Annotated in this window: 14 protein-coding genes; all 14 read left to right on the forward strand. The window is 71.9% G+C overall.

Annotated elements, in window-relative coordinates; translation table 11 throughout:
• The coding region (locus FXF52_RS42095) for a hypothetical protein (RefSeq protein ID WP_222870856.1) at positions 1-967 on the forward strand (967 nt) is incomplete at its 5' end.
• Positions 968-1,052: 85 nt separating this feature from the next.
• A complete protein-coding gene (locus tag FXF52_RS35615) occupies positions 1,053-2,315 on the forward strand; it encodes a hypothetical protein (protein WP_148803982.1) in 1,263 nt (420 codons plus the stop codon).
• Complete coding sequence (locus FXF52_RS35620) at positions 2,312-4,168, forward strand: hypothetical protein (RefSeq protein ID WP_148803985.1); 1,857 nt, start codon at positions 2,312-2,314, stop codon at positions 4,166-4,168. Before FXF52_RS35615 ends, FXF52_RS35620 begins: the two co-directional genes overlap by 4 nt.
• On the forward strand, positions 4,165-7,683 hold the full coding sequence (locus FXF52_RS43915; RefSeq protein WP_148803987.1) for an AAA family ATPase: 3,519 nt from the start codon (positions 4,165-4,167) through the stop codon (positions 7,681-7,683). Before FXF52_RS35620 ends, FXF52_RS43915 begins: the two co-directional genes overlap by 4 nt.
• 42 nt (positions 7,684-7,725) lie before the next feature.
• Positions 7,726-8,235, forward strand: coding sequence for a hypothetical protein (locus FXF52_RS35630; RefSeq protein ID WP_148803989.1), 510 nt, complete (start codon positions 7,726-7,728; stop codon positions 8,233-8,235).
• A gap of 118 nt (positions 8,236-8,353) precedes the next feature.
• Entirely contained in the window at positions 8,354-12,328 is a 3,975-nt protein-coding gene (gene eccCa / locus FXF52_RS35635) for a type VII secretion protein EccCa (RefSeq protein ID WP_148803992.1), read from the forward strand.
• Positions 12,325-14,415 carry a hypothetical protein gene (locus FXF52_RS35640; RefSeq protein WP_148803994.1) on the forward strand — a complete coding sequence of 697 codons (2,091 nt, stop codon included), beginning with the start codon at positions 12,325-12,327 and terminating at the stop codon, positions 14,413-14,415. The genes eccCa and FXF52_RS35640 overlap by 4 nt, the downstream gene beginning before the upstream one ends.
• A gap of 14 nt (positions 14,416-14,429) precedes the next feature.
• Positions 14,430-14,840, forward strand: coding sequence for a WXG100 family type VII secretion target (locus FXF52_RS35645; RefSeq protein WP_148803996.1), 411 nt, complete (start codon positions 14,430-14,432; stop codon positions 14,838-14,840).
• A gap of 210 nt (positions 14,841-15,050) precedes the next feature.
• Positions 15,051-15,488: a WXG100 family type VII secretion target gene (locus tag FXF52_RS35650; protein WP_148803998.1), complete on the forward strand. Its 438-nt coding sequence runs from the start codon at positions 15,051-15,053 to the stop codon at positions 15,486-15,488.
• Positions 15,489-15,730: 242 nt separating this feature from the next.
• Positions 15,731-16,147, forward strand: coding sequence for a hypothetical protein (locus FXF52_RS35655; protein WP_148804000.1), 417 nt, complete (start codon positions 15,731-15,733; stop codon positions 16,145-16,147).
• A gap of 214 nt (positions 16,148-16,361) precedes the next feature.
• The gene (locus FXF52_RS35660; RefSeq protein ID WP_148804002.1) at positions 16,362-16,781 is read left to right on the forward strand and encodes a WXG100 family type VII secretion target; all 420 of its coding nucleotides are present in this window, start codon (positions 16,362-16,364) and stop codon (positions 16,779-16,781) included.
• A 285-nt stretch (positions 16,782-17,066) separates the two neighbouring features.
• Positions 17,067-17,789, forward strand: a complete 723-nt coding sequence (locus FXF52_RS35665; RefSeq protein WP_148804004.1) for an SDR family NAD(P)-dependent oxidoreductase — start codon at positions 17,067-17,069, stop codon at positions 17,787-17,789.
• Positions 17,790-17,828: 39 nt separating this feature from the next.
• A complete protein-coding gene (locus tag FXF52_RS35670; protein ID WP_148804006.1) occupies positions 17,829-18,404 on the forward strand; it encodes an IS607 family transposase in 576 nt (191 codons plus the stop codon).
• The coding region (locus FXF52_RS35675; protein ID WP_222870858.1) for a hypothetical protein at positions 18,397-18,879 on the forward strand (483 nt) is incomplete at its 3' end. The genes FXF52_RS35670 and FXF52_RS35675, both read left to right, overlap by 8 nt.

Raw genomic sequence — 18,879 nt, forward strand, 5'->3', positions numbered from 1 at the left:
GCTGGACCGGGTGGGCGGGTACGACACCCGGTACGGCCGGTGGGGGTACGAGCACCTGGACCTCTCCAACCGGATCTACAACGCCGGCCTGACCTCGTTCCGGTTCGCCGACGTGGTGGGCAGCGAAGACCTCATCTTCAGTTGCGACGAACGCACCAAGGTCGGCTCCAGCGTGTCCGACATCGAGCGCTTCCACCTGGTGCGCAACCTCAAGACCCGGTCGGAGGCCAGCTACACCTCGGCCGAGTACCGCGAGTTCCGCACCCGCCCGGTCGGTGCGGCGGCGCAAAACGTGGTGCTGACCACGTACCTCACCGCGCAGCCCGACCCGCAGCGCGGCACCACCTGGACACCGAACTACGCCGACCTGGCCGAGTTGCGCCGCTCCGTCGAGCGGCACGGGCGGCGGTTGGTGGTGCTGCACGACTGCCTCGACGAGCCGGACACCGACCTGGTCACGCACGTGCGGGTGGCGCCGGGCGGGGCGTTCGGCTCGCCGTACTTCCACCGCTGGCTGTGCTGGTGGCGGTACCTGCGCGAGCACCCCGACATCGACCAGGTGTGGTGCGTCGACGGTACCGACGTGGAGATGCTGCGCGATCCGTTCCCCGAAATGGACGACCGGCTATACGTGGGCGACGAGCCGGCGCCGCTGTGCATCCCGTGGATGGTGTATCAGCACGGCGGCAGCGCCAAGCTGTTGCAGTTCCTGTCCGACAACCGGGGTGTCCCGCTGCTCAACTGCGGGCTCACCGGCGGCCGGCGGGAGACGGTGCTGGAGTTCTGCCGGGACATGTTCGACTTCTGCGTCACCAACGCCCGGGAGGCCGGCCCGCTCGACATGGGGCCGTTCAACTACGTGGCCCGCACCTGGTACGCGGGAATGATCGTGCACGGCCGCCAGGTCAGCACGGAGTTCCGTAAGTTCGACCGGGTCAGCACCGAGTCGTGGTGGCGGCACAAGTAGGCGCGTCCGGGCCCGTGGCAGTAGTGAACCCTGCTGGCACGCCGGGCGTACCACAGATGAACCCTGGACGGGGTGAAGGAGGGTGGTGACCGTGGACGTGGACGCGGACCTGGATGTGGCACCGGAGACGACACGGGACGGCGGCCGTGACGAGAGCATGCACGCGTTGCTGCTGCGGTTGGCCGGGTCGCTGCCGGATCGGGTACTGACCGACGCGCGGGACGCGCTGGCCGCCGGTCGGCGGCTGGACGTGGTACAGGCGATTGCCTTCGAGGCAGTCTCCCAGCCGCTGCAACTAGACGCCGACGAGATCGCGGCGCTGCGCGAGGAACTGGCATTCAGTGGCGGGGACATCGACCTCGGCCTGGCGCTGGAGGAGCTGCGCGGAGAACGTCCGCCGGCACCGTGGCAGTTCCTGTCCGACCTGCCGACCACACAGGAAGACCTGGCGTTGATGGTGCTCCCGCAGGACCGCAGCGCCGACCCGGTCGACACCCTCGACCCGGTGGACCGGGCGCTGGTGGCCGCGGCGTCGGCAAACCCGGGGGTACGCGCGGTGTGGCGGGCATGGCGGATGCCGTCCAGCGCCCGGCCCTGGCAAGACCCGGTACGGGTGGCCGTGGTCAGCGTCGACGACACTATGGACACCCTCCGCACGCTCAGCGTCGAATTGCGACAGCGGATGGTCGAGGCCGGGGACGCCGAGGCCCAGGTCGAGGTCTGCTGGGCCGGGCTGCCCGCGCCGTATTACCAGACCCTGGCCCGCTCGTGCGGTGCCCTGCTGTGGGCGGCGCGGCCGGCCGCGCCAGTGGCCACCGCCCGGCTTTTCGACGGCGTCGATCCGGTACGCGGCCCGTGGTTCGCCAGCAACCGGCCGGTGGTCTCCGATGCCACGGAACGCGACGACCTGCTCGCCGCGCTGCGCGGAGGGATGGTCATCGCCTGGAGCAGCGCCGAGATGCCCGACATTCTGGCCCCGGACCGGGGCGACGTGGTACCGATGCACCTGCGTACCGACGGGACCTGGCTGTGGAGTGAGGCGGTCGCGTACTACCTGGAGAACTACGGCCTGGCGCCGGATCCGCAGTTGGCCGCGCACCTGACCGGGGATGAGCCCGCCGAGCCCCTAGACGAGATCTCCGTGCACCGTGCCCTGGTGCACCTGTGCCGGCCCGACGCCGAGGCGGTCGTTTGGCGGGTACCCGGTGCCGACGACGACCCACCGGCCGATGCCCCCTCGTCCGACGTCCCATCGCCCGACGGCGTAGCACCGGCGGGCCCGCGGCTGCCGGACGCGGCGCCCGGGGCCAAACCGGATGGCGGTACGCAGCGGCCGGTGCAGCCGTGACCGAGGTGCTCGCCCCGTGGCAGCGGGTACCCCTGCCGTCGTCCTGGAAACTTTCGCAGCCAGCCGAGGGCGTACCGGCCGGGCAGCACGTGGCGCGGTACCTGCGCCAGGCGTCGAAGGCGGTGGGTGCCGCCGTGGCGCGCATCCTGCCGGGCGCCGGTTCGCGGGTGCCGGTGCTCGATCTGGGGCCGTGGGAGGCCCCTGGATCGGTCACCCCCGGCCCAGCGGGTTGGTTCGCGCTCGCGGTCGAGGCCGGCCGGTCCGGCTTCCAGTTGGGCGGCCGGCCGTTGACCGCTGCCGACCTGGCCCAGGCGATCTGGCACTGCCCCCGGTGGCGGGGTCGGCCGGTGCTGCTGGTCACCCAGCGGCCCGCGCCGGCCGACGGCGCCGGGCCGATACTGCACCAGCTCGCGGTCGACCTGGGGGCACCGGTCTACGCCTCGGACTCCGGGATCCGCTTCACCTTCGGGCGCGCCTTCGCGAACGGGCTGTTCTGGTGCTGGCGCCCGGACGGCGGGGACGATCCGGAGCCGGCGGGTCGCCTGCTGCCCCCACTGGGGCCGGCACGCGCCCGCCACTTCCCGACCGGCGGGGTGCCCGGCCGCAACGGGAACCGTCAGCCGCCGTCCCCGGTGTCGTCGCCACCGCCCGGGCCGGCGCCGCCGCCAGTGACCACCGATCCGGGGACCGCCCCGTCGCTCGCCGACCCGGCGGCGACCGCGTCACCCGCTGCGGCACCGGAATCGGGGCCCGGGATGTCTTCGGGGGTGGAAGCCGCGCTCGGGGTGCGCGGCCTGGCGGTTCCGGTGATCGAGGTGCCCCGGCCCGACCTCAGCGTCCGGCGCATGGTGTTGCCCGAGATCCCACCGCTCCGGCTGGAACTGGACACCTGCCGGCCGCTGGCCGCCGCCTCGACTGTCGCCACCCCGACTGCCGCCACCTCGGCTGCCGCCGTGGCCACCATCGCCCCTGCCGCCCCCGCGACCGGCCTGGACACCACCGATGCCCCGGCGAACGGCGCGGGCGAGGGCCCGCCGCCGACGCCACGCGCCGACCGGCCGGGGGCGGCGTGGTTCGGGGTACGGGCGCGCACCGACGAGGCGGACCGAGAGCGGCTGCGTACCGTGTTGGACTGGAAGTTCCAGGCGCACTCCCGGACGGTGACCCGGGCGCTGTCGCTGCACCCGGGGCTGCGCAGTGCGGTCGGCACGCACGACATGATGGCCGGGCTGGTCGCGGTGCTGGCCCTGCTCGACGGAGTGGGCGAGCGGGTCAACGGCGCGCTGCGCGGTGGGGGTACGCCCGACGAGGACGTCCAGTTGCTGGCCCGATGTGGCTGCGCGGGGCTAGCACAACTGCCGGCCATCGGGGGCCCCGTCTTCGCCGCGGTACCCGCCGGACTGGACGTGACCGGCCGGTACCGTCCCGGAGAACTACTGGTGGAGCCGGCCTTCACCGCGGTGTCGGTGGACGGCGGCACCGAGGGCGGCGCGGGCCGGTACGCGATCTGGTCGGCCACCGCGCGTCGGCTGGACCACCTGGGTGTCCCGGGCGGGCCGGGTGCCCAGGCCGGGCAGGCCATGTTCGCCGCCGGCACCCGCTTCGCGGTGCTCGGCGTCGACGAGGGGCCGGACGGCGCGCCGTGCGTGCTGCTGCGGGAGATCGTCTTCGGGCACCACGAACGCCGGCTCGACGAGCGGGTCGCCGGCAAGCTGCGCGACGCGCTCGCCGCACAGTCGCAAGGCGCGGCGCCCGCGCCGCTGCCGTGGCCGCTGGGCTTCGCGGCCGGCGACCGCCCGTTCGCGCTCCAGCCCGGACCGGCCGGCGACAGCCATGAAGGAGTAAATTCGTGACCACCAGCGTGCTGTCGGTGTCGGCCAGGGACACCGGCTGCCTCACCGACATCTCCCGGGCCCTGGACTCGGCGACGCCCGGCGACACCGTTGCGGTACGCCCTGGCGTGTACCGCGAGGCGCCGCTGTTCCGCCGGGATGTCGTCCTGGTCGCCGAGGACGGCCCGGGCACCGTCACCATCGAGGTACCCACGGGCGGGGCCATCCTGGCTGCCGGTGGCGAGATCCTGATCCAGGACATCGCCATCCGCGGCGGCGACGAGCGGATGCCGCTGTTCCAGGTGGCCGCCGGCCGGGTTCGCCTGGAGGCGTGCACCATCGACGCCACGGCGCCGGCCGCGATCCACGTGCGCGGCGGCGCCGTGGCGATGCGTGGCGGCGCGATCAGTAACACCGGCGGAGCCGGCATCGTCCACGAGGCCGGCGCGGGCGAGTACACCGGCGTGCGCGTACACGACATCGCCAAGTACGCGATACTGGCGTCCGGGCGGAGCGCCCCGGTGTTCCGGGAGTGCACGCTCACCGGGATCGCGGAGGCGGCGCTACTGGCCGTGGGCGCCAGCGCCCCACGCCTGGAGAGCTGCCGCATCGACGAGGTCGGCCAGTACGCCGTCGTGGCGCAGCAGGCCGCCCGGCCGTACCTGGACGGGACCACGGTGCTCGGCGGCGAAGTCGGGCTGCTTGCCAGCGACGAGGCGGCCCCGGTGCTGGAACGCTGCGAGATCCTGGACACCCGGGTGCACGCCGTGGTCACCATGGCGCAGTCGGCGCCCGCGCTCTCCGACACGCTCATCATCCGGGCCCGCGGCCACGGCCTCGACTGCCGGGGCACCTCCCGGCCGAAGCTGACGAACTGCGAGGTGCGCGACTGCGGCGCGGCCGGGGTGGTGGTCAACGACGCGGCGGCGCCGCACCTCACCCGGGGTGCCGTGGCGGCCTGCGCCGACGCGGGCGTGTTCCTGACCGGCCGGTCGGAGGCGCGGTTGGACGGGGTCGAGGTACGCGACGTCCCCATCGGTGTGGCGATCGAGCAGGAGGCCGCCCCGCAACTGCACAGCCTGTCCATCGAGGGCGTCCGGTACGGCCTGCACGCGACCGGCGGTGCCGGCCGGTTCTCTGACGGCCAGGTCACCGGTGCGCGGGCCGCCGGGGCGAAGCTCGCCGACAGCGCGGCCACCGTGCTGTCCAACTCCCGGCTCACCGGCTGTCGGCTCGGCGTGGAGGTGGCCGGAACCGCCCGCCCCACGCTGTCCTCGGTGGCGGTGGAGGACTCGGGCGGGCCGGGCGTGGTGACCGGCGGCCCCAGCGCGGTCACCCTGTCCCGCAGCCGGATCAGCGGCAGCCGCGGCCCGGGGATCCGGGCCGGCGCCGGCAGCTCCGTCACCGCGACGGACTGCGAGATCGTGGGCAACCAGGGCCCGGGTGTCGTGGTGGAGACCGATGCGCCGGTGCGGCTTCGCGGCGGCGTGGTGCGCGGCAACGGCGGCGTCGCCGTGGACGCGCCGAGCCCGACCGCCGCGGTCGAACTGTCTGACGTCGACACCGGCCACAATGGACGTCCGATTTCTCTTCCGGTGCCCGGGTCCGGGCGGCCGGACGCCCCGGCGGCCGGCGGCGCCCCGGGATCCGTTCCCGCCCCGACCGGAGGTGCCGGGCCGGGCGTCGCCCCGCCCGGGAACCCGTCCGGTACCCGTGCCCCGCGCCCAGCGCCGTCCGGCGTCGGGCCACCTGGTCCCACGGTACCCGCCGACGGCGGTCCCGGTCCCGGTGCCGGCGCGCCCGGTGACGGGCTGCCGAGTGCCGGGGCGCCGAGTGCCGGGACACCGGGTGGCGGCGGGGCGGGTGGCGGCGGCGAGGCGGACGGGCCGGTGGCCGCGCTGCTGCGCGAACTGGACGGGCTGGTCGGCCTGGCCGGGGTCAAGCACGAGGTGGCCACCCTGGTCGGGCTCAACCAGATCGCCAAGCGTCGCCGGGAGGCCGGGCTGCACGTACCGCCCATGTCCCGGCACTTGGTCTTCGCCGGGCCACCCGGCACCGGTAAGACCACTGTGGCCCGCATCTTCGCCCGGATCCTGGCCACCCTCGGGGTGCTCTCCAGCGGGCAACTGGTCGAGGTGTCCCGCAGCGACCTGGTCGCCGAGCACGTCGGCGGCACCGCCGTGAAGACCACGGCCCGGTTCGAGGAAGCCCTGGGCGGGGTGCTGTTCATCGACGAGGCGTACACGCTCTCGACCGGCGGGGGCAGCGGCGGCCACGACTTCGGCCGGGAGGCCATCGACACCCTGGTCAAGCTGATGGAGGACCACCGGGACGAGGTGGTCGTGGTGGTTGCCGGTTACACCCCGAACATGCGTACCTTCCTGGCCGCCAACCCGGGCCTGGAGTCCCGCTTCGCCCGCACCATCCAGTTCGACAGCTACTCCGACGACGAACTGGCCGAGATCGTCGAGCGGCTCTGCCGCGCCCACCACTACGCGCTGGAGTACGAGACGCGGCAGGCCCTGGTGCGTCACTTCGGCGAGATGGCCCGCAACGAGACCTTCGGCAACGCCCGGGTGGCCCGGCAGGTCTTCGAGGACATGCTGGGGCGCCAGGCGTACCGGCTGTCGAGCACCCCGCAGGCCTCGGACCTCGAACTGGCCCGGCTGCTGCCCGAGGACCTGGGCGAACAGGCGGCCGGGCCGTCGGCGCCGGCCGGCGTGGCGCAGGCCGTCCAGGACCTGCTCGGGCGGCTGAACTCGATGGTCGGCCTGGACGCGGTCAAGCGCGAGGTGACCGACGTCATCGACCTGATCGCCTCCACCGAGGCCCGGACCCGGGCCGGCCTGCCCACTCCCACGATCTCGCGGCACCTGGTGTTCGCCGGGCCGCCCGGCACCGGCAAGACCAGCGTGGCCCGGCTGTACGGGCAACTGCTCAGCGCGATGGGTGTGCTGCGCACCGGCCAACTCGTCGAGGTCTCCCGGGCCGACCTGGTCGGCGAGTACGTCGGGCACACTGCCGTCAAGACCACCGACGTGTTCAACCGGGCGCGCGGCGGCGTGCTGTTCATCGACGAGGCGTACGCGCTGACCGGCCAGGGCAACGACTTCGGTCGGGAAGCCATCGACACACTGGTGAAGCTGATGGAGGACCATCGGGACGACATCGTGGTGATTGCGGCCGGGTACACCGGGGACATGCGCCGGTTCCTGGCCAACAACGCGGGGCTGGCCTCCCGGTTCAGCCGGCAGATCCCGTTCGAGTCGTACACCGCCTCGGAACTGGTGTCCATCTTGCAGACGCTGGCCCGCGACGGTGGCTTCGAGTTCAGCAACGACAGCATTCCCCTGCTGTCTGAGCACTTCGACAGCCTCGCCCGGGACGAGACCTTCGGCAACGGCCGGTACGCCCGCCAGTTGCTCGAACGCACCATCACCAAGCAGGCCAACCGGTTGCGCGGCGCCGCCGCACCGACCATCGAGGAGATGCGCCAGTTGTACGCGGCCGACGTGCGGGCAGCCCTGGCGGCCTGACCTGCCTCCCGTGTACGTGGTCAAGAGAAAAGGTGTCCGAAAATGCCGGCAGTGAATATGAGCGGTACGTGGCAGTTCACCGTGGTGGACAAGGAGTCCCTCTACGCGCAGCGGCTGGTGTTCTCCGGCGACGTCCAGAAGATCCTCGAACTGCAGGTCGGGATGTCGGCGTCCGCGAGTGGGCGGCGCTGGAGGCTGCGGTTCGAACACAACCGTGGGGACGGCGTCTGGCGGCCGAACGTCTCGGTGGAGGCGGGTGCCATCGTCCGGTGCGGCAACCACTTCCAGCGGTTGATCACGACGAAGGACGTGTATTGGACCGGTGACCGTGAACACGACGACCTGAAGCTGTTGCTCACCCGGCCGGCGTCGGCGGGTGCCCCGGAGGAGGGAGTGGACGGGGTGCCCTTCGCCGTCGACGTCGACCTGTACGAGCTACCGGAACCACTGGCGCTGCCACCGGTGGACAGCCCGGACGCGACGCAGGAGAGGCTGCGGTCGTACCGCCAGCCGGGGTCGGCCGGAACTCCCCTGCGGAGAAGGTCGTTCTGATCGCCGCCGGCCCCCGACTCGCCCCACCCGGCAGACGGCGTCTCCTGAATCTCGCGGTGCGGAAAGTATCGATCTCGGTACCGGTCAACTCTTTCCGGCTCGCAGCCGTGTGATGGATGTGAGCACTAGACCTTTCCGGCGGCCGGCCCGCCGCAACGGACCCGAGCTGCCGCACGGCGAGATCACCCTGCAGGAGCCGCCGGTCGTCCCGGAGGTCCAGCCCGCAGGATTCCGCTCGCTCGGGATGATCCTGCCAAGCCTGCTGATGACCGGCGGGTTCATGTTCATGATGCTGGGTAACTCGTTCAGAGGCCCGATGGGCATCGTCATGCTCGTCATGATGGGCGGCGGCATGCTGGGCATGGCGGTGTTCCAGATGACGATGCACGCCGGCAACCGCAAGCAGCAGATCAACGGCGACCGGCGCGACTACTTCCGCTATCTGTCCCAGACCAGAGGGCAGGTCCGCAATTACGCGGCGGAACAGCAGGCCGCGCTGGCCTGGCGGCACCCCGACCCGCAGTCGCTGTGGTCGCTGGCGATGACCAGCCGGCTGTGGGAGCGCCGGCCGACGCATCCGGACTTCGGCGAGATCCGGGTCGGTACCGGCGCCCAGCGGCTCGCGGTGCGAATCAGTCCGATGGAGACCAAGCCGGTAGAGGACCTGGAACCGGTGTGCGCAAAGGCGTTGCGCCGGTTCATCAGGGCGTACACGACGGTGCCTGACCAGCCCGTCGCGCTGTGCCTGCCCGGGTTCGCGCACGTGCGGATCGGTGGCGACCAGGATGTGGCGCTGGGCATGGTGCGCGCCATGCTCGCCCAGTTGGTCACCTTCCACGCCCCGGATGAGCTGCGGCTGGCTCTGTGCGTCGGCGCCGAGCAGGCCGCGCGGTGGGAGTGGGCCAAGTGGCTGCCGCACGCCAAGCATGCCACCGACGTCGACACCGCCGGGCCGGTACGGCTGTTCGGCGCCACGCTGGAAGATGTGGAGCGGCTGCTGGGTACGGAGTTCGCGGCCCGTTCCCGGTACGAGGACGACGCCCAGCCATCCCGCGAGGAACCGTTCGTCGTGGTGGTCTGCGACGGCGGCGTCATCCCGGCTGGCGCCCGGCTGACCGTCTCCGGGTACCGCAACGCCGTCCTCGTCGACTTCGACGGCCGCGGCCTCGCCGACGGGGACAACGTGCTCAACCTGGAGGTGTCCGCCACCGACGTGGACATGATCGAGAAGGACCACGTGGGCCGGGAGGTGCGCACCCGGCTCGCCGCACCGGACCACCTGGATGTGCCCCGGCTGCGGACGCTGGCCCGGATCATGGCCCGGCACGCCACCAAGGTCACCGGCGAGCAGCCGGCCAGCGGGCTCAGCGCCGTCCTCGACCTGCCCGACCTGCTGGACATCCCCAATCTGGACACCTTCGACCCGCGCGAGCGGTGGCAGGCCCGCACGCCCGCCGACCGGCTGCGGGTACCCATCGGGGTGGCCGCCGACGGCTCCCCCATCGAGCTGGACATCAAGGAGTCCGCCGAGGGCGGGATGGGGCCGCACGGCATGCTCATCGGCGCCACCGGGTCGGGTAAGAGCGAACTGCTGCGCACCCTGGTACTGGCCCTGGCGGCCACCCACTCCTCGGAGACCCTCAACTTCGTGCTGGTGGACTTCAAGGGCGGCGCCACCTTCGTCGGGCTGGACCGGCTGCCGCACGTCTCCGCGCTCATCACCAACCTGGCCGACGAGGCCGCGCTGGTCGACCGGATGCAGACCACCCTGCAAGGGGAACTGGTACGCCGGCAGGAGCTGCTGCGCCGGGCCGGCAACTTCACCTCGGCGCGCGACTACGAGAAGGCCCGCGCCCAGGGTGCCGAACTCGACCCGCTGCCCACCCTGTTCGTGGTGGTGGACGAGTTCAGCGAGCTGATCGCGGCCAACCCCGACTTCATCCAACTGTTCGTGATGATCGGTCGGCTCGGCCGATCGCTCGCCGTGCACCTGCTGCTGGCCTCGCAGCGGCTGGAGGACGGGCGCATTCACCAGCTTGAGGGCCACCTGTCGTACCGCATCGGGCTGCGTACCTTCTCCGCAATGGAGTCGCGGGCGGTCATCGGCGTGCCCGACGCGTACGAGCTGCCGGGCGATCCGGGCAACGGATACCTGCGCTCCAGCGTCACCAGCATCACCCGGTTCAAGGCCGCGTACGTGTCCGGCCCGCACCGGGTACGCGGCACCAGGCTGCACCGCGAGGTGATCGCCAGCCAGGTCGTCCCGTTCACCGCCCGGGCCGCCGCGCCCGCCATCTCGACGCCGCGCCCGCCAGCGGACCAGGCACCGGACGAGCCGGCCGACACCGGCACCACCGTGCTGCACGCGCTGGTGGACCGGCTGGTCGACCAGGGTCCGCCGGCACACCAGGTGTGGATGGCACCGCTGGAGGAGGCGCCGACCCTGGACGACGTGCTGCCGCCGCTGTTGCCCGACCCCGAGCACGGGCTGCGTCCGATCGACGCCGGCCAGCAGGCGTACCTGCAGGTACCGGTCGGTCTCATCGACAAGCCGTTCGAGCAGATGCGCGACCTGCTCGTGGTGGACCTGGCCGGGGTCGGCGGGCACGTGGGCGTGGCCGGCGGGCCGCAGAGCGGCAAGAGCACCCTGCTGCGGTCGCTGGTGTGCGGGCTGGCCCTGACCCACTCGCCGCGGCAGGTGCAGTTCTACTGCCTCGACTTCGGCGGCGGTTCGCTGGCCGGATTGGCCGACCTGCCGCACATCGGCGGCGTGGCCGGCCGGCACGAACCGGAGCGGGTGGGCCGCACGGTGGCCGAGGTCCGCTCGATCCTGGTCGAGCGGGAACGCCGCTGCGCGGACCTGGGCATCCATGGCCGGGACGCCTACCGGCAGGCGCAGGCCGACGGTCGCATCCCGGAGGACCGGTTCGGCGACGTGTTCCTGGTCGTGGACGGGTGGTTCGCGCTGCGTCAGGAGTTCGAGCCGGTCGAGGAGATGGCCCGGGACATCGCGGCCCGCGGCCTGAACTACGGGGTACACATGATGGTCTCCATGGGCCGCTGGTCGGAGCTGCACATGTCGATGCGGGACAAGATCGGGACCCGCCTCGAACTGCGCCTGGGCGACCCGGTGGAGTCCGGGATCGACCTGCGCGCGGCGGCCCAGGTGCCCCGCCGGCCGGGGCACGGGCTGACCGACGCGAAGCTGCACTTCCTCGGCGCGCTGCCGCGCATCGACGGCGTCCAGTCGGCCGAGGGAATCGCCGCGGCCACCGAGCACCTGGTGTCCGCGGTGGCGGACAGCTGGACCGGCGAACGGGCCGCTGCGGTACGCACCCTGCCGGCCTCGCTGCCGATGGCCGAGCTGCCGGCGCCGCAGGACGCCCGCATCGCGCTCGGCGTGGACGAGGACCAGCTCGCGCCGGTGTGGCACGACTTCCGGGCGATGCCGCACCTGACCGTGCTGGGGGACAGCGAGAGTGGCAAGACGAACCTGCTGCGCCTCGTCGCCCGGGCGATCGTCGCCAGCCACACCCCGGCCCAGGCGCGCATCATGGCCGTCGACTACCGGCGGCAGCTCTTCGACGACGTACCGGAGGCCTACCGGCTAGGCTACTCGGTCTCGCCGGACAGCACCCGGGACAATGCGGCCGAGGCGCTGGCCGGCCTCAAGCCGCGGGTACCCGGCTCCGACATCACCCCGGAACGACTGCGTGCCCGCGACTGGTGGGCCGGCCCCGAGCTGTACGTCCTGGTCGACGACTACGAACTGCTCGCCGGGCCCGACAATCCGCTGGCCGGCCTGATCCCGTTGCTGCCCCAGGGCGGCGACATCGGCCTGCACGTGGTCGTCGCGCGGGCTGCGGCCGGGGCGATGCGGCTGTCGATGGACCCGCTGCTGCGGCGCATCCAGGAACTGAATACGCCGGACGTAGCGCTGTCCTGCCCGCCGACGGAGGGTCCGCTGCTGGGTGGCACCAAGCCGCGGCCGCTGCCCCCGGGCCGGGCGCTGCTGTGCACCCGGCGCGGCAGCCGGCTGATCCAGACGGCTCTGGCACCCGAGCCCGCGGTAACCACCGAGGCCAGCCGATGACCCGCACCGCCACCCGCCCCCGTCGTACGCCCACCCCACCGGCCCGCACCGCCGAGCCGGCTGAGCGGGCCGAGCCGGCCGAACGGGCCGAGCCGGCCGAACGGGCCGAGCCGGCCGAACGGGCCGAGCCGGCCGAACGGGCCGAGCTGGCCGCGGTGCCCGAGCCGGCGGTGGAACTGGCGCGGCGGCTGCGGGCCGCGGCCTGCCTGCCCGGGCCGTCCGCGGCGCCGACCACCTGGCCGTGCGACATGGCGCTGCTGGCCTGGCTGCGCCGGATGACCTACCCCAGCCTGTACACCTGGACGGCCGAGGAGAACCTGGCGCGCCACTGGATCGGCGGCGACATCTTCGGCTCCCGCCAGCTGCCGCCGGCACCGGAGTTCCTCGCCGGCACCGATGTCCGCCGTCTCGCCCCGCACCTGGTCGCGCCGCTGTTGCGGCGGGTGAGCATGACGCGTCCGGCCCCGAGCGCCGCCGAACTGGCGCCCGCGGCCCTGGCCGCCGACGCGGGCCGGGTCAGCACGTTCCGGCGCGACGGCGCCGCCCGGCTCTGGGGCCAACCGGAGCACACGCCGCCGCTGCCCGACACCACCGCCATCCCGCACATCGTGCACGGCATCTGGCTCGGCCGGCCGCTGCCCGAGTCGAACGGCTTCTGGGCCAACTACGGCGCAGCGGCCGACAGCTACGCCGGCCAGGTCGACTTCGTGCTGTGGACGGACATCCCGCGGGCCCGCTTCGACGCGGCCCGCGCCACCCCGCCCGCGCGGGCCGGCCGGTCCGATCCGCTGGCCCCGGTACGCGCCCTGCTGGCCTGGGCCAGCACCCACGGCATCCACCTGGTGAGCGTGGCCGAACTGTTCCACGCGAACGCGCCGATGACCCTGCACACCCCGTACGCCCTGGAGCTGAGCCGGGGGCTGCCGCAGGGTTTCGCCGCGGCCAGCGACCACCTGCGGGTCGAGGTGGTACACCGGTTCGGCGGCCTCTACGCCGACGGTGACCTGCACTTCCTCCCGGACGGCGCGCTCCAGCCGGACGAGCGGGCCGGCAGCCCGCCGGATGAGCGGGCCGAGGGCCCGGCGGACGGTGGGTACCGGCTGTTCCGCGGCCGGTGGCACGGGCCGCCGGAGGCCGACGGGCCGGCCCGGTTGCCGGAACTGTTCGACCGGGTCGCCGCGTCGGCGCACGGGTTCACGGTGCACGCGCTCACCGACGAGATTGTCCTCAACGACGTGATCCTCGCCCCGGCGGGGCATCCCGCGCTGGCATTGTGGCTGGAGGGCGCGCGGCACAACTACCTGCGCGACCCGCGCGACCTGTACGCCGCCGGCGCCCCCCAGCCGGCCGGGTCGGACCCGCCGCTCGCATCGGACCCGCAAGCCGGGGCCGGCCCGCCGGTCGCGGGGGCGTCGGGGTGGCGGGGGGAGCCGGCCTCCTGGACCTGGGCGGTCACCGCGATGCGTACCGGGCGGGTGCACCACTGGCTGCTGGCCCGGCTGGGCATCGGCGCGGCCGAGCTGGTCAAGCCGGCACCGGCGGTACGCGGGCACAGCGAGCTGAGCTGGCTGCCGCCGGTCGACGGCCAGCCGCCGGTCGCCTGCCCCGACCCGGACCCGCTGCCGACGCTGGTCGCCTGCGTGGACCTGCTGCGCTGGCAGCACCTGTCACGCTCCGGGGACCTGTGCCTCACCGCGGTCGCTCCGCTGGTACGCGGGCTGCCCGAGCCGGACACCGCGTGGACCGCGCTGCTGCTCGCGTTCGGGTACCTCTCCGTCGACCTCGGCCCGGTCACGTCGGTCACCGATCGGCGACGCAACCAGGACCGGACCCTCGACGTGGTGGTGCTGCCGCCCGAGGCGGAGGCGCTGCTGGATCGTGCCGCGACACCGGCCACCTGGTTCGGTTCCGGCACCCGCTCCGGCGACGCTGGCGGAGCCGGACCGGAGGTCACCGCAGGCCGGGAGTACTGGTTCCTCGGCGAATGCACGGTCCCGGCCCGGCTGCTGCCGCCGCGGCCCGACCCACCGGACGGACGCGGCGGGCGCGACCACATCACGGACCATCCGGCGACAGCCGCCGGATGACAAGGAGAGTCATTATGGCAACCCCCAACAGAGGGATCGTGGGCGGCGAGTTCGGCCTGATGGCCGACGAGGCGACCATCACCGGCATGGTCATGGCGTTCACCCAGGCCCAGACCGAGGCCGCCGACAGCTTTCGGAACGTCGTAGAAGCACAGGCCACTCTGCGGGCCCAGTGGCAGAGCGACTCGGCCGCGCAGAGGTTCCTTGAGGCCGTCACCCAGTGGCTGGCCGGCTTCCAGAAGGTCCAGGAGGGCCTGAACAAGCTCTGCCAGAGCATGGAGCAGTACGCGCAACTGACCACCACGACCGAAGACGACAACGCCATGCAGGCCGGCGGCTGGGCCACGGCGCCCAACCACCAGTTCGTCAGCGGCAATCGTGTCCAATGGCCGCCGACTCCACTCGACCGTCACCCGGCTCACTAACCGCAGGCATTGCCTGACCTGACGGGCGTAGCCGCTGGCCGCATCCGCGTGGCACAACCCAGGACCGGACCCGACCGGGCGGCGTCACGGCGCCGCCCGCCGGGCCAACCGGTCCGCCGCCGTGGCCCGGCCCATCGGCCGGACGCGGTACACGCGGCCACATCACCCACCTTCCGCCGGCAGCGCCCCGGATGACGAACAAGGAGAGTCATGGCAGAGAAACAGTACGGGTACGTCACGCAAGGCATCACACTCCCGATCGCCGCCGATGAGGCGACCATCACCGGCATGGTCATGGCGTTCGCCCAGGCCCAGACCGAGGCCAGCGACAGCTATCGGAACGTCACAGCCGCACAGGGCACTCTGTCCGCCCAGTGGCAGAGCGACGCGGCCTCGGGGAGGTTCCTTGAGGCCGTCAACCAGTGGTTGGCTGGCTTCCAGAAGGTCCAGCATGGCCTGAACATGCTCAACCTGAACATGGAGCAATACGCCCGACTGACCACCACGACCGAAGACGACAACGCCATGCATGCCGGCAGTTGGGCCACGCCGGCCAGCGGCGAACAGCCTCTCCCCGGCCAACCGCTCCGGAGGGGCATGGTTGTCCAAAAGCCGTTCGCCCCACTTGGACGGATCGAAGGTGAGTGACCGTCAATTGGCTCACTAGCCGCAGGCATTGCGTGACCTGACGGGCGTAGCCGCTGGCCGCATCCGCTTGGCACAACCCAAGACCGGACCCGAACGGCGGCGTCACAGGCCCGACTGACGACCGCCCACCGGGAGCCCAACCGATCCGCCGCCGTGGCCCGACCCATCGGCCGGACGCGGTACCCGCGGCCACATCACCCACCTTCCGGCGACAGCACGCCGGATGACGAACAAGGAGAGTCATGGCAGAGGAACAGTACGGGTACGACGCGCGAGGCATCACACTCCCGATCGTCGCCGATGAGGCGACCATCACCGGCATGGTCATGGCGTTCGCCCAGGCCCAGACCGAGGCCAAGAACAGCAGCGCGAATGTCCAAGCCGCAGGCATAGCGCTGCAAAACTCGTGGCAGAGCGACGTGGCCGTGCATCGGTTCCTTGAGGCCGTCCAGCAGTGGCTGGCCGGCTTCCAGAAGGTCCAGCACGGCCTGAACATGCTCAACCTGAACATGGAGCAGTACGCGCGACTGACCACCACGACCGAAGACGACAACGCCGTGCAGGCCGGCAGCTGGGCTGCAGGGGACGGCCTGCTGTACGGCAGGGCCCAGAGGGTCCAAATGCCGATGGCGCCACTCGGACGGCTCGAAGGTGAGTGACCGCCAATTAGCTCACTAGCCGCAGGCGTTGCCTGACCACCCGCCGGGAGTACTGGTTCCTCGGCGAGCGCACGGTCCCGGCCGGAAGGGGGGTGAGGCCGCAGGATGCCCAACCGATCCGCCGCCGTGGCCCGACCCGTCGGCCGGACGCGGTACACGCGGCCACATTGCCCGCCTTCCGGCGACGCACGCCGGATGACGAAGAAGGAGAATCATGACAACCCCCAACAACGGGATCGTCGCCGATCAGGCGACCATCACCGGCATGGTCATGGCGTTCGCGCAGGCCCAGACCGAGGCCAAGGACAGCTATCGGAACGTCATAGCCGCAACCAAGGCGCTGACCGCCTCGTGGTCGAGCGACACGGCCGAGCCGAAGTTCATTGAGGCCATCAGGCAGTGGTTGACCGGCTTCCAGAAGGTCCAGCTGGGCCTGGACACGCTCAACCAGAACATGGAGCAGTACGCGCAACTGACCACCACGACCGAAGACGACAACGCCATGCAGGCCGGCAGTTGGGCCGTAGCGACCGGCGGTGTCCCGGACGGTCCCGCCAACGGCTGGGTCCCCTCCACTCCGACCAGTTCCATTGTGATCTACGAAAAGCGGGTCCCGTCTTCAGACGGTGCGTGACCTGGCGCCGGCACCGTCCAGTTGCCGCAACTGGACGCTGCCGTCGTCGGGCCAGTGCGCACCGATTTGGCCGGTGGCCGCCTGCAGATGGCAGAGCGGCCATCGGCAGCGCGGCGAAGAGCGCGAACACGGCTACCATCGGCATCACCGCGCTGATGATGGCCCCGGCCGTGCGGGTGATGCCCTCGGTGACCGCCAGCCGGGTCGGTGGTCCTCGGTCGTGGCCCTCCCGGATCCGGCTCCGGGGTCCTGAATCGCATCGCTGCTTACCAGAGAGGACCCCCCATGAACCGCTTCGACGGACGTACCGCCATCGTCACCGGCGGTGGATCCGGCATCGGCCAAGCCACCGTCCTGCGTCTGCTCGACGAAGGCGCCACCGTGGTCGCCGCCGACATCTCCACCGACGGACTCGCCGACACCGAGGCCCGCGCCAAGAGCGCCGGCACGGCGCCGCGGCTGAGCACCGCGGTGCTCGACATCGCCGACGAGACCGCCGTGCAAAACGTCGTCGGCCGCGCCATCACCGACCTGGGTCGCCTCGACGTGCTCGTCAACGCCGCTGGGATGCTGCGCGGCGCGCACACCCACGACTGCAGCCTCGAACTGTGGAACCGCGTCATCGCCGTCAACCTGACCGGCACCTTCCTGGTCACCCGAACCGCCCTACCGGCACTGCTGGACACCGGCCGCGGCGTGATCGTCAACTTCAGCTCGACCTCCGCGTCGTTCTCGCATCCGTTCATGGCCGCGTACTCGGCCAGCAAGGGCGGTGTGGAGGCGTTCACCCACGCCCTCGCCGGCGAGTACGCCAAGCAGGGACTGCGCGCCGTCAACATCGCACCCGGCAGCATCAGCAGCGGCATCACCCACAATTTCGCCGCGCTCGTGCCCTCCGACATCGACTACACCCTGCTCGGCAAGCTCACACCCGCGCTCGGGCAGGGTTATGCCGGGCCGGAGACCGTCGCCGGGGTCGGAAACAGCTCGCGCCTGGAGTGTGCATAGGTGTGCACGAAGTGATTGGAGTTGCGGTACGGTGTTCCCGTGAACCTGACGGAGTGGGCGCGTGCGCAGGGGATTAGTCCTCACACGGCGTACCGCTGGTTTCGTGAGGGCACCTTGCCGGTTCCGGCTCAGCGGGTCGGCCCACGCATGATTCTGGTCAACGTGGACGCGAACAGCGCGCCAACTGCGGTCGGCGGCCTGGGCCTGTATGCCCGGGTCTCTTCGCACGATCAGAAGAGCGATCTGGAGCGCCAGGTAGCCCGACTGTCGGGGTGGGCGGCCAAGGCTGGCCACCGGGTGGTGCGCGTGGAGTCCGAGATTGGGTCGGGTATGAACGGCGCTCGGTCCAAGGCGCGCCGGTTGCTCGCTGACCCGAACGTGACCACCGTCGTAGTGGAGCACAAGGACCGGCTCGGTCGTATGAACGTCGAGCTGGTCGAGGCTGCGCTGAGCGCCCATGGTCGCCGCCTGGTCGTGCTTGACGATGGTGAGGTCGCCGACGATCTGGTCCGTGACATGGTTGAAGTGCTGACGTCGTTCTGCGCCCGACTGTACGGGCGAAGGTCGGCCCGGAACCGAGCCGAGAAGGCCCTCGAGGCCGCCGAGCATGGCTGACCTGCGCTCGATTGAGCAACCGTTCGTCGTGTCCGGCCCGTCCGGGGTCGCTGTCAGCGACCGTTTGAAGAGCCTCACCAGTCAGGACGAGAAGGTCCTGCGCCTGGTGGGTTCACATCTGGGCTCGCTAGCCTCGGAGGATCTCAAGACCCGGTGCGCTGACGCACTGAAGCACTCCACGCACACGTGGGCGGCTCGCAAGCGGCAGCTGACACCGAACTCGTCAGCGCGCTGGGCGGGAGCGATCACCAAGGCCTCGCATGACCAATGGGCGTTGGCCCGCAGGTGCCAACTGGCGCACATCCGCAAGCTTGAAGCCGGGATCGCGATGATCCGACACCGATTGTCTGTGCCGGTCGGGCAACGGGGCAGCAGACGGATGCCCGGCGGCTACCGCAGCAAGCGGGAGTGGTTCGCCAAGAGCCGCCGCTTGCATGTGCTGATGGATCGGCTTGATCGGGCGCGGGCCGACCGC

The sequence above is a fragment of the Micromonospora sp. MP36 genome (assembly GCF_008119785.1).
Taxonomy (GTDB): domain Bacteria; phylum Actinomycetota; class Actinomycetes; order Mycobacteriales; family Micromonosporaceae; genus Micromonospora.

What these genes read in the sequence shown, in the direction of transcription:
- FXF52_RS35630 (WP_148803989.1), top strand. Translation starts at nt 7,726, where the DNA reads ATGCCGGCAGTGAATATGAGCGGTACGTGGCAGTTCACCGTGGTGGAC.
- FXF52_RS35660 (WP_148804002.1), top strand. Translation starts at nt 16,362, where the DNA reads ATGACAACCCCCAACAACGGGATCGTCGCCGATCAGGCGACCATCACC.
- FXF52_RS35655 (WP_148804000.1), top strand. Translation starts at nt 15,731, where the DNA reads ATGGCAGAGGAACAGTACGGGTACGACGCGCGAGGCATCACACTCCCG.
- FXF52_RS35650 (WP_148803998.1), top strand. Translation starts at nt 15,051, where the DNA reads ATGGCAGAGAAACAGTACGGGTACGTCACGCAAGGCATCACACTCCCG.
- FXF52_RS35640 (WP_148803994.1), top strand. Translation starts at nt 12,325, where the DNA reads ATGACCCGCACCGCCACCCGCCCCCGTCGTACGCCCACCCCACCGGCC.
- FXF52_RS35665 (WP_148804004.1), top strand. Translation starts at nt 17,067, where the DNA reads ATGAACCGCTTCGACGGACGTACCGCCATCGTCACCGGCGGTGGATCC.
- FXF52_RS35645 (WP_148803996.1), top strand. Translation starts at nt 14,430, where the DNA reads ATGGCAACCCCCAACAGAGGGATCGTGGGCGGCGAGTTCGGCCTGATG.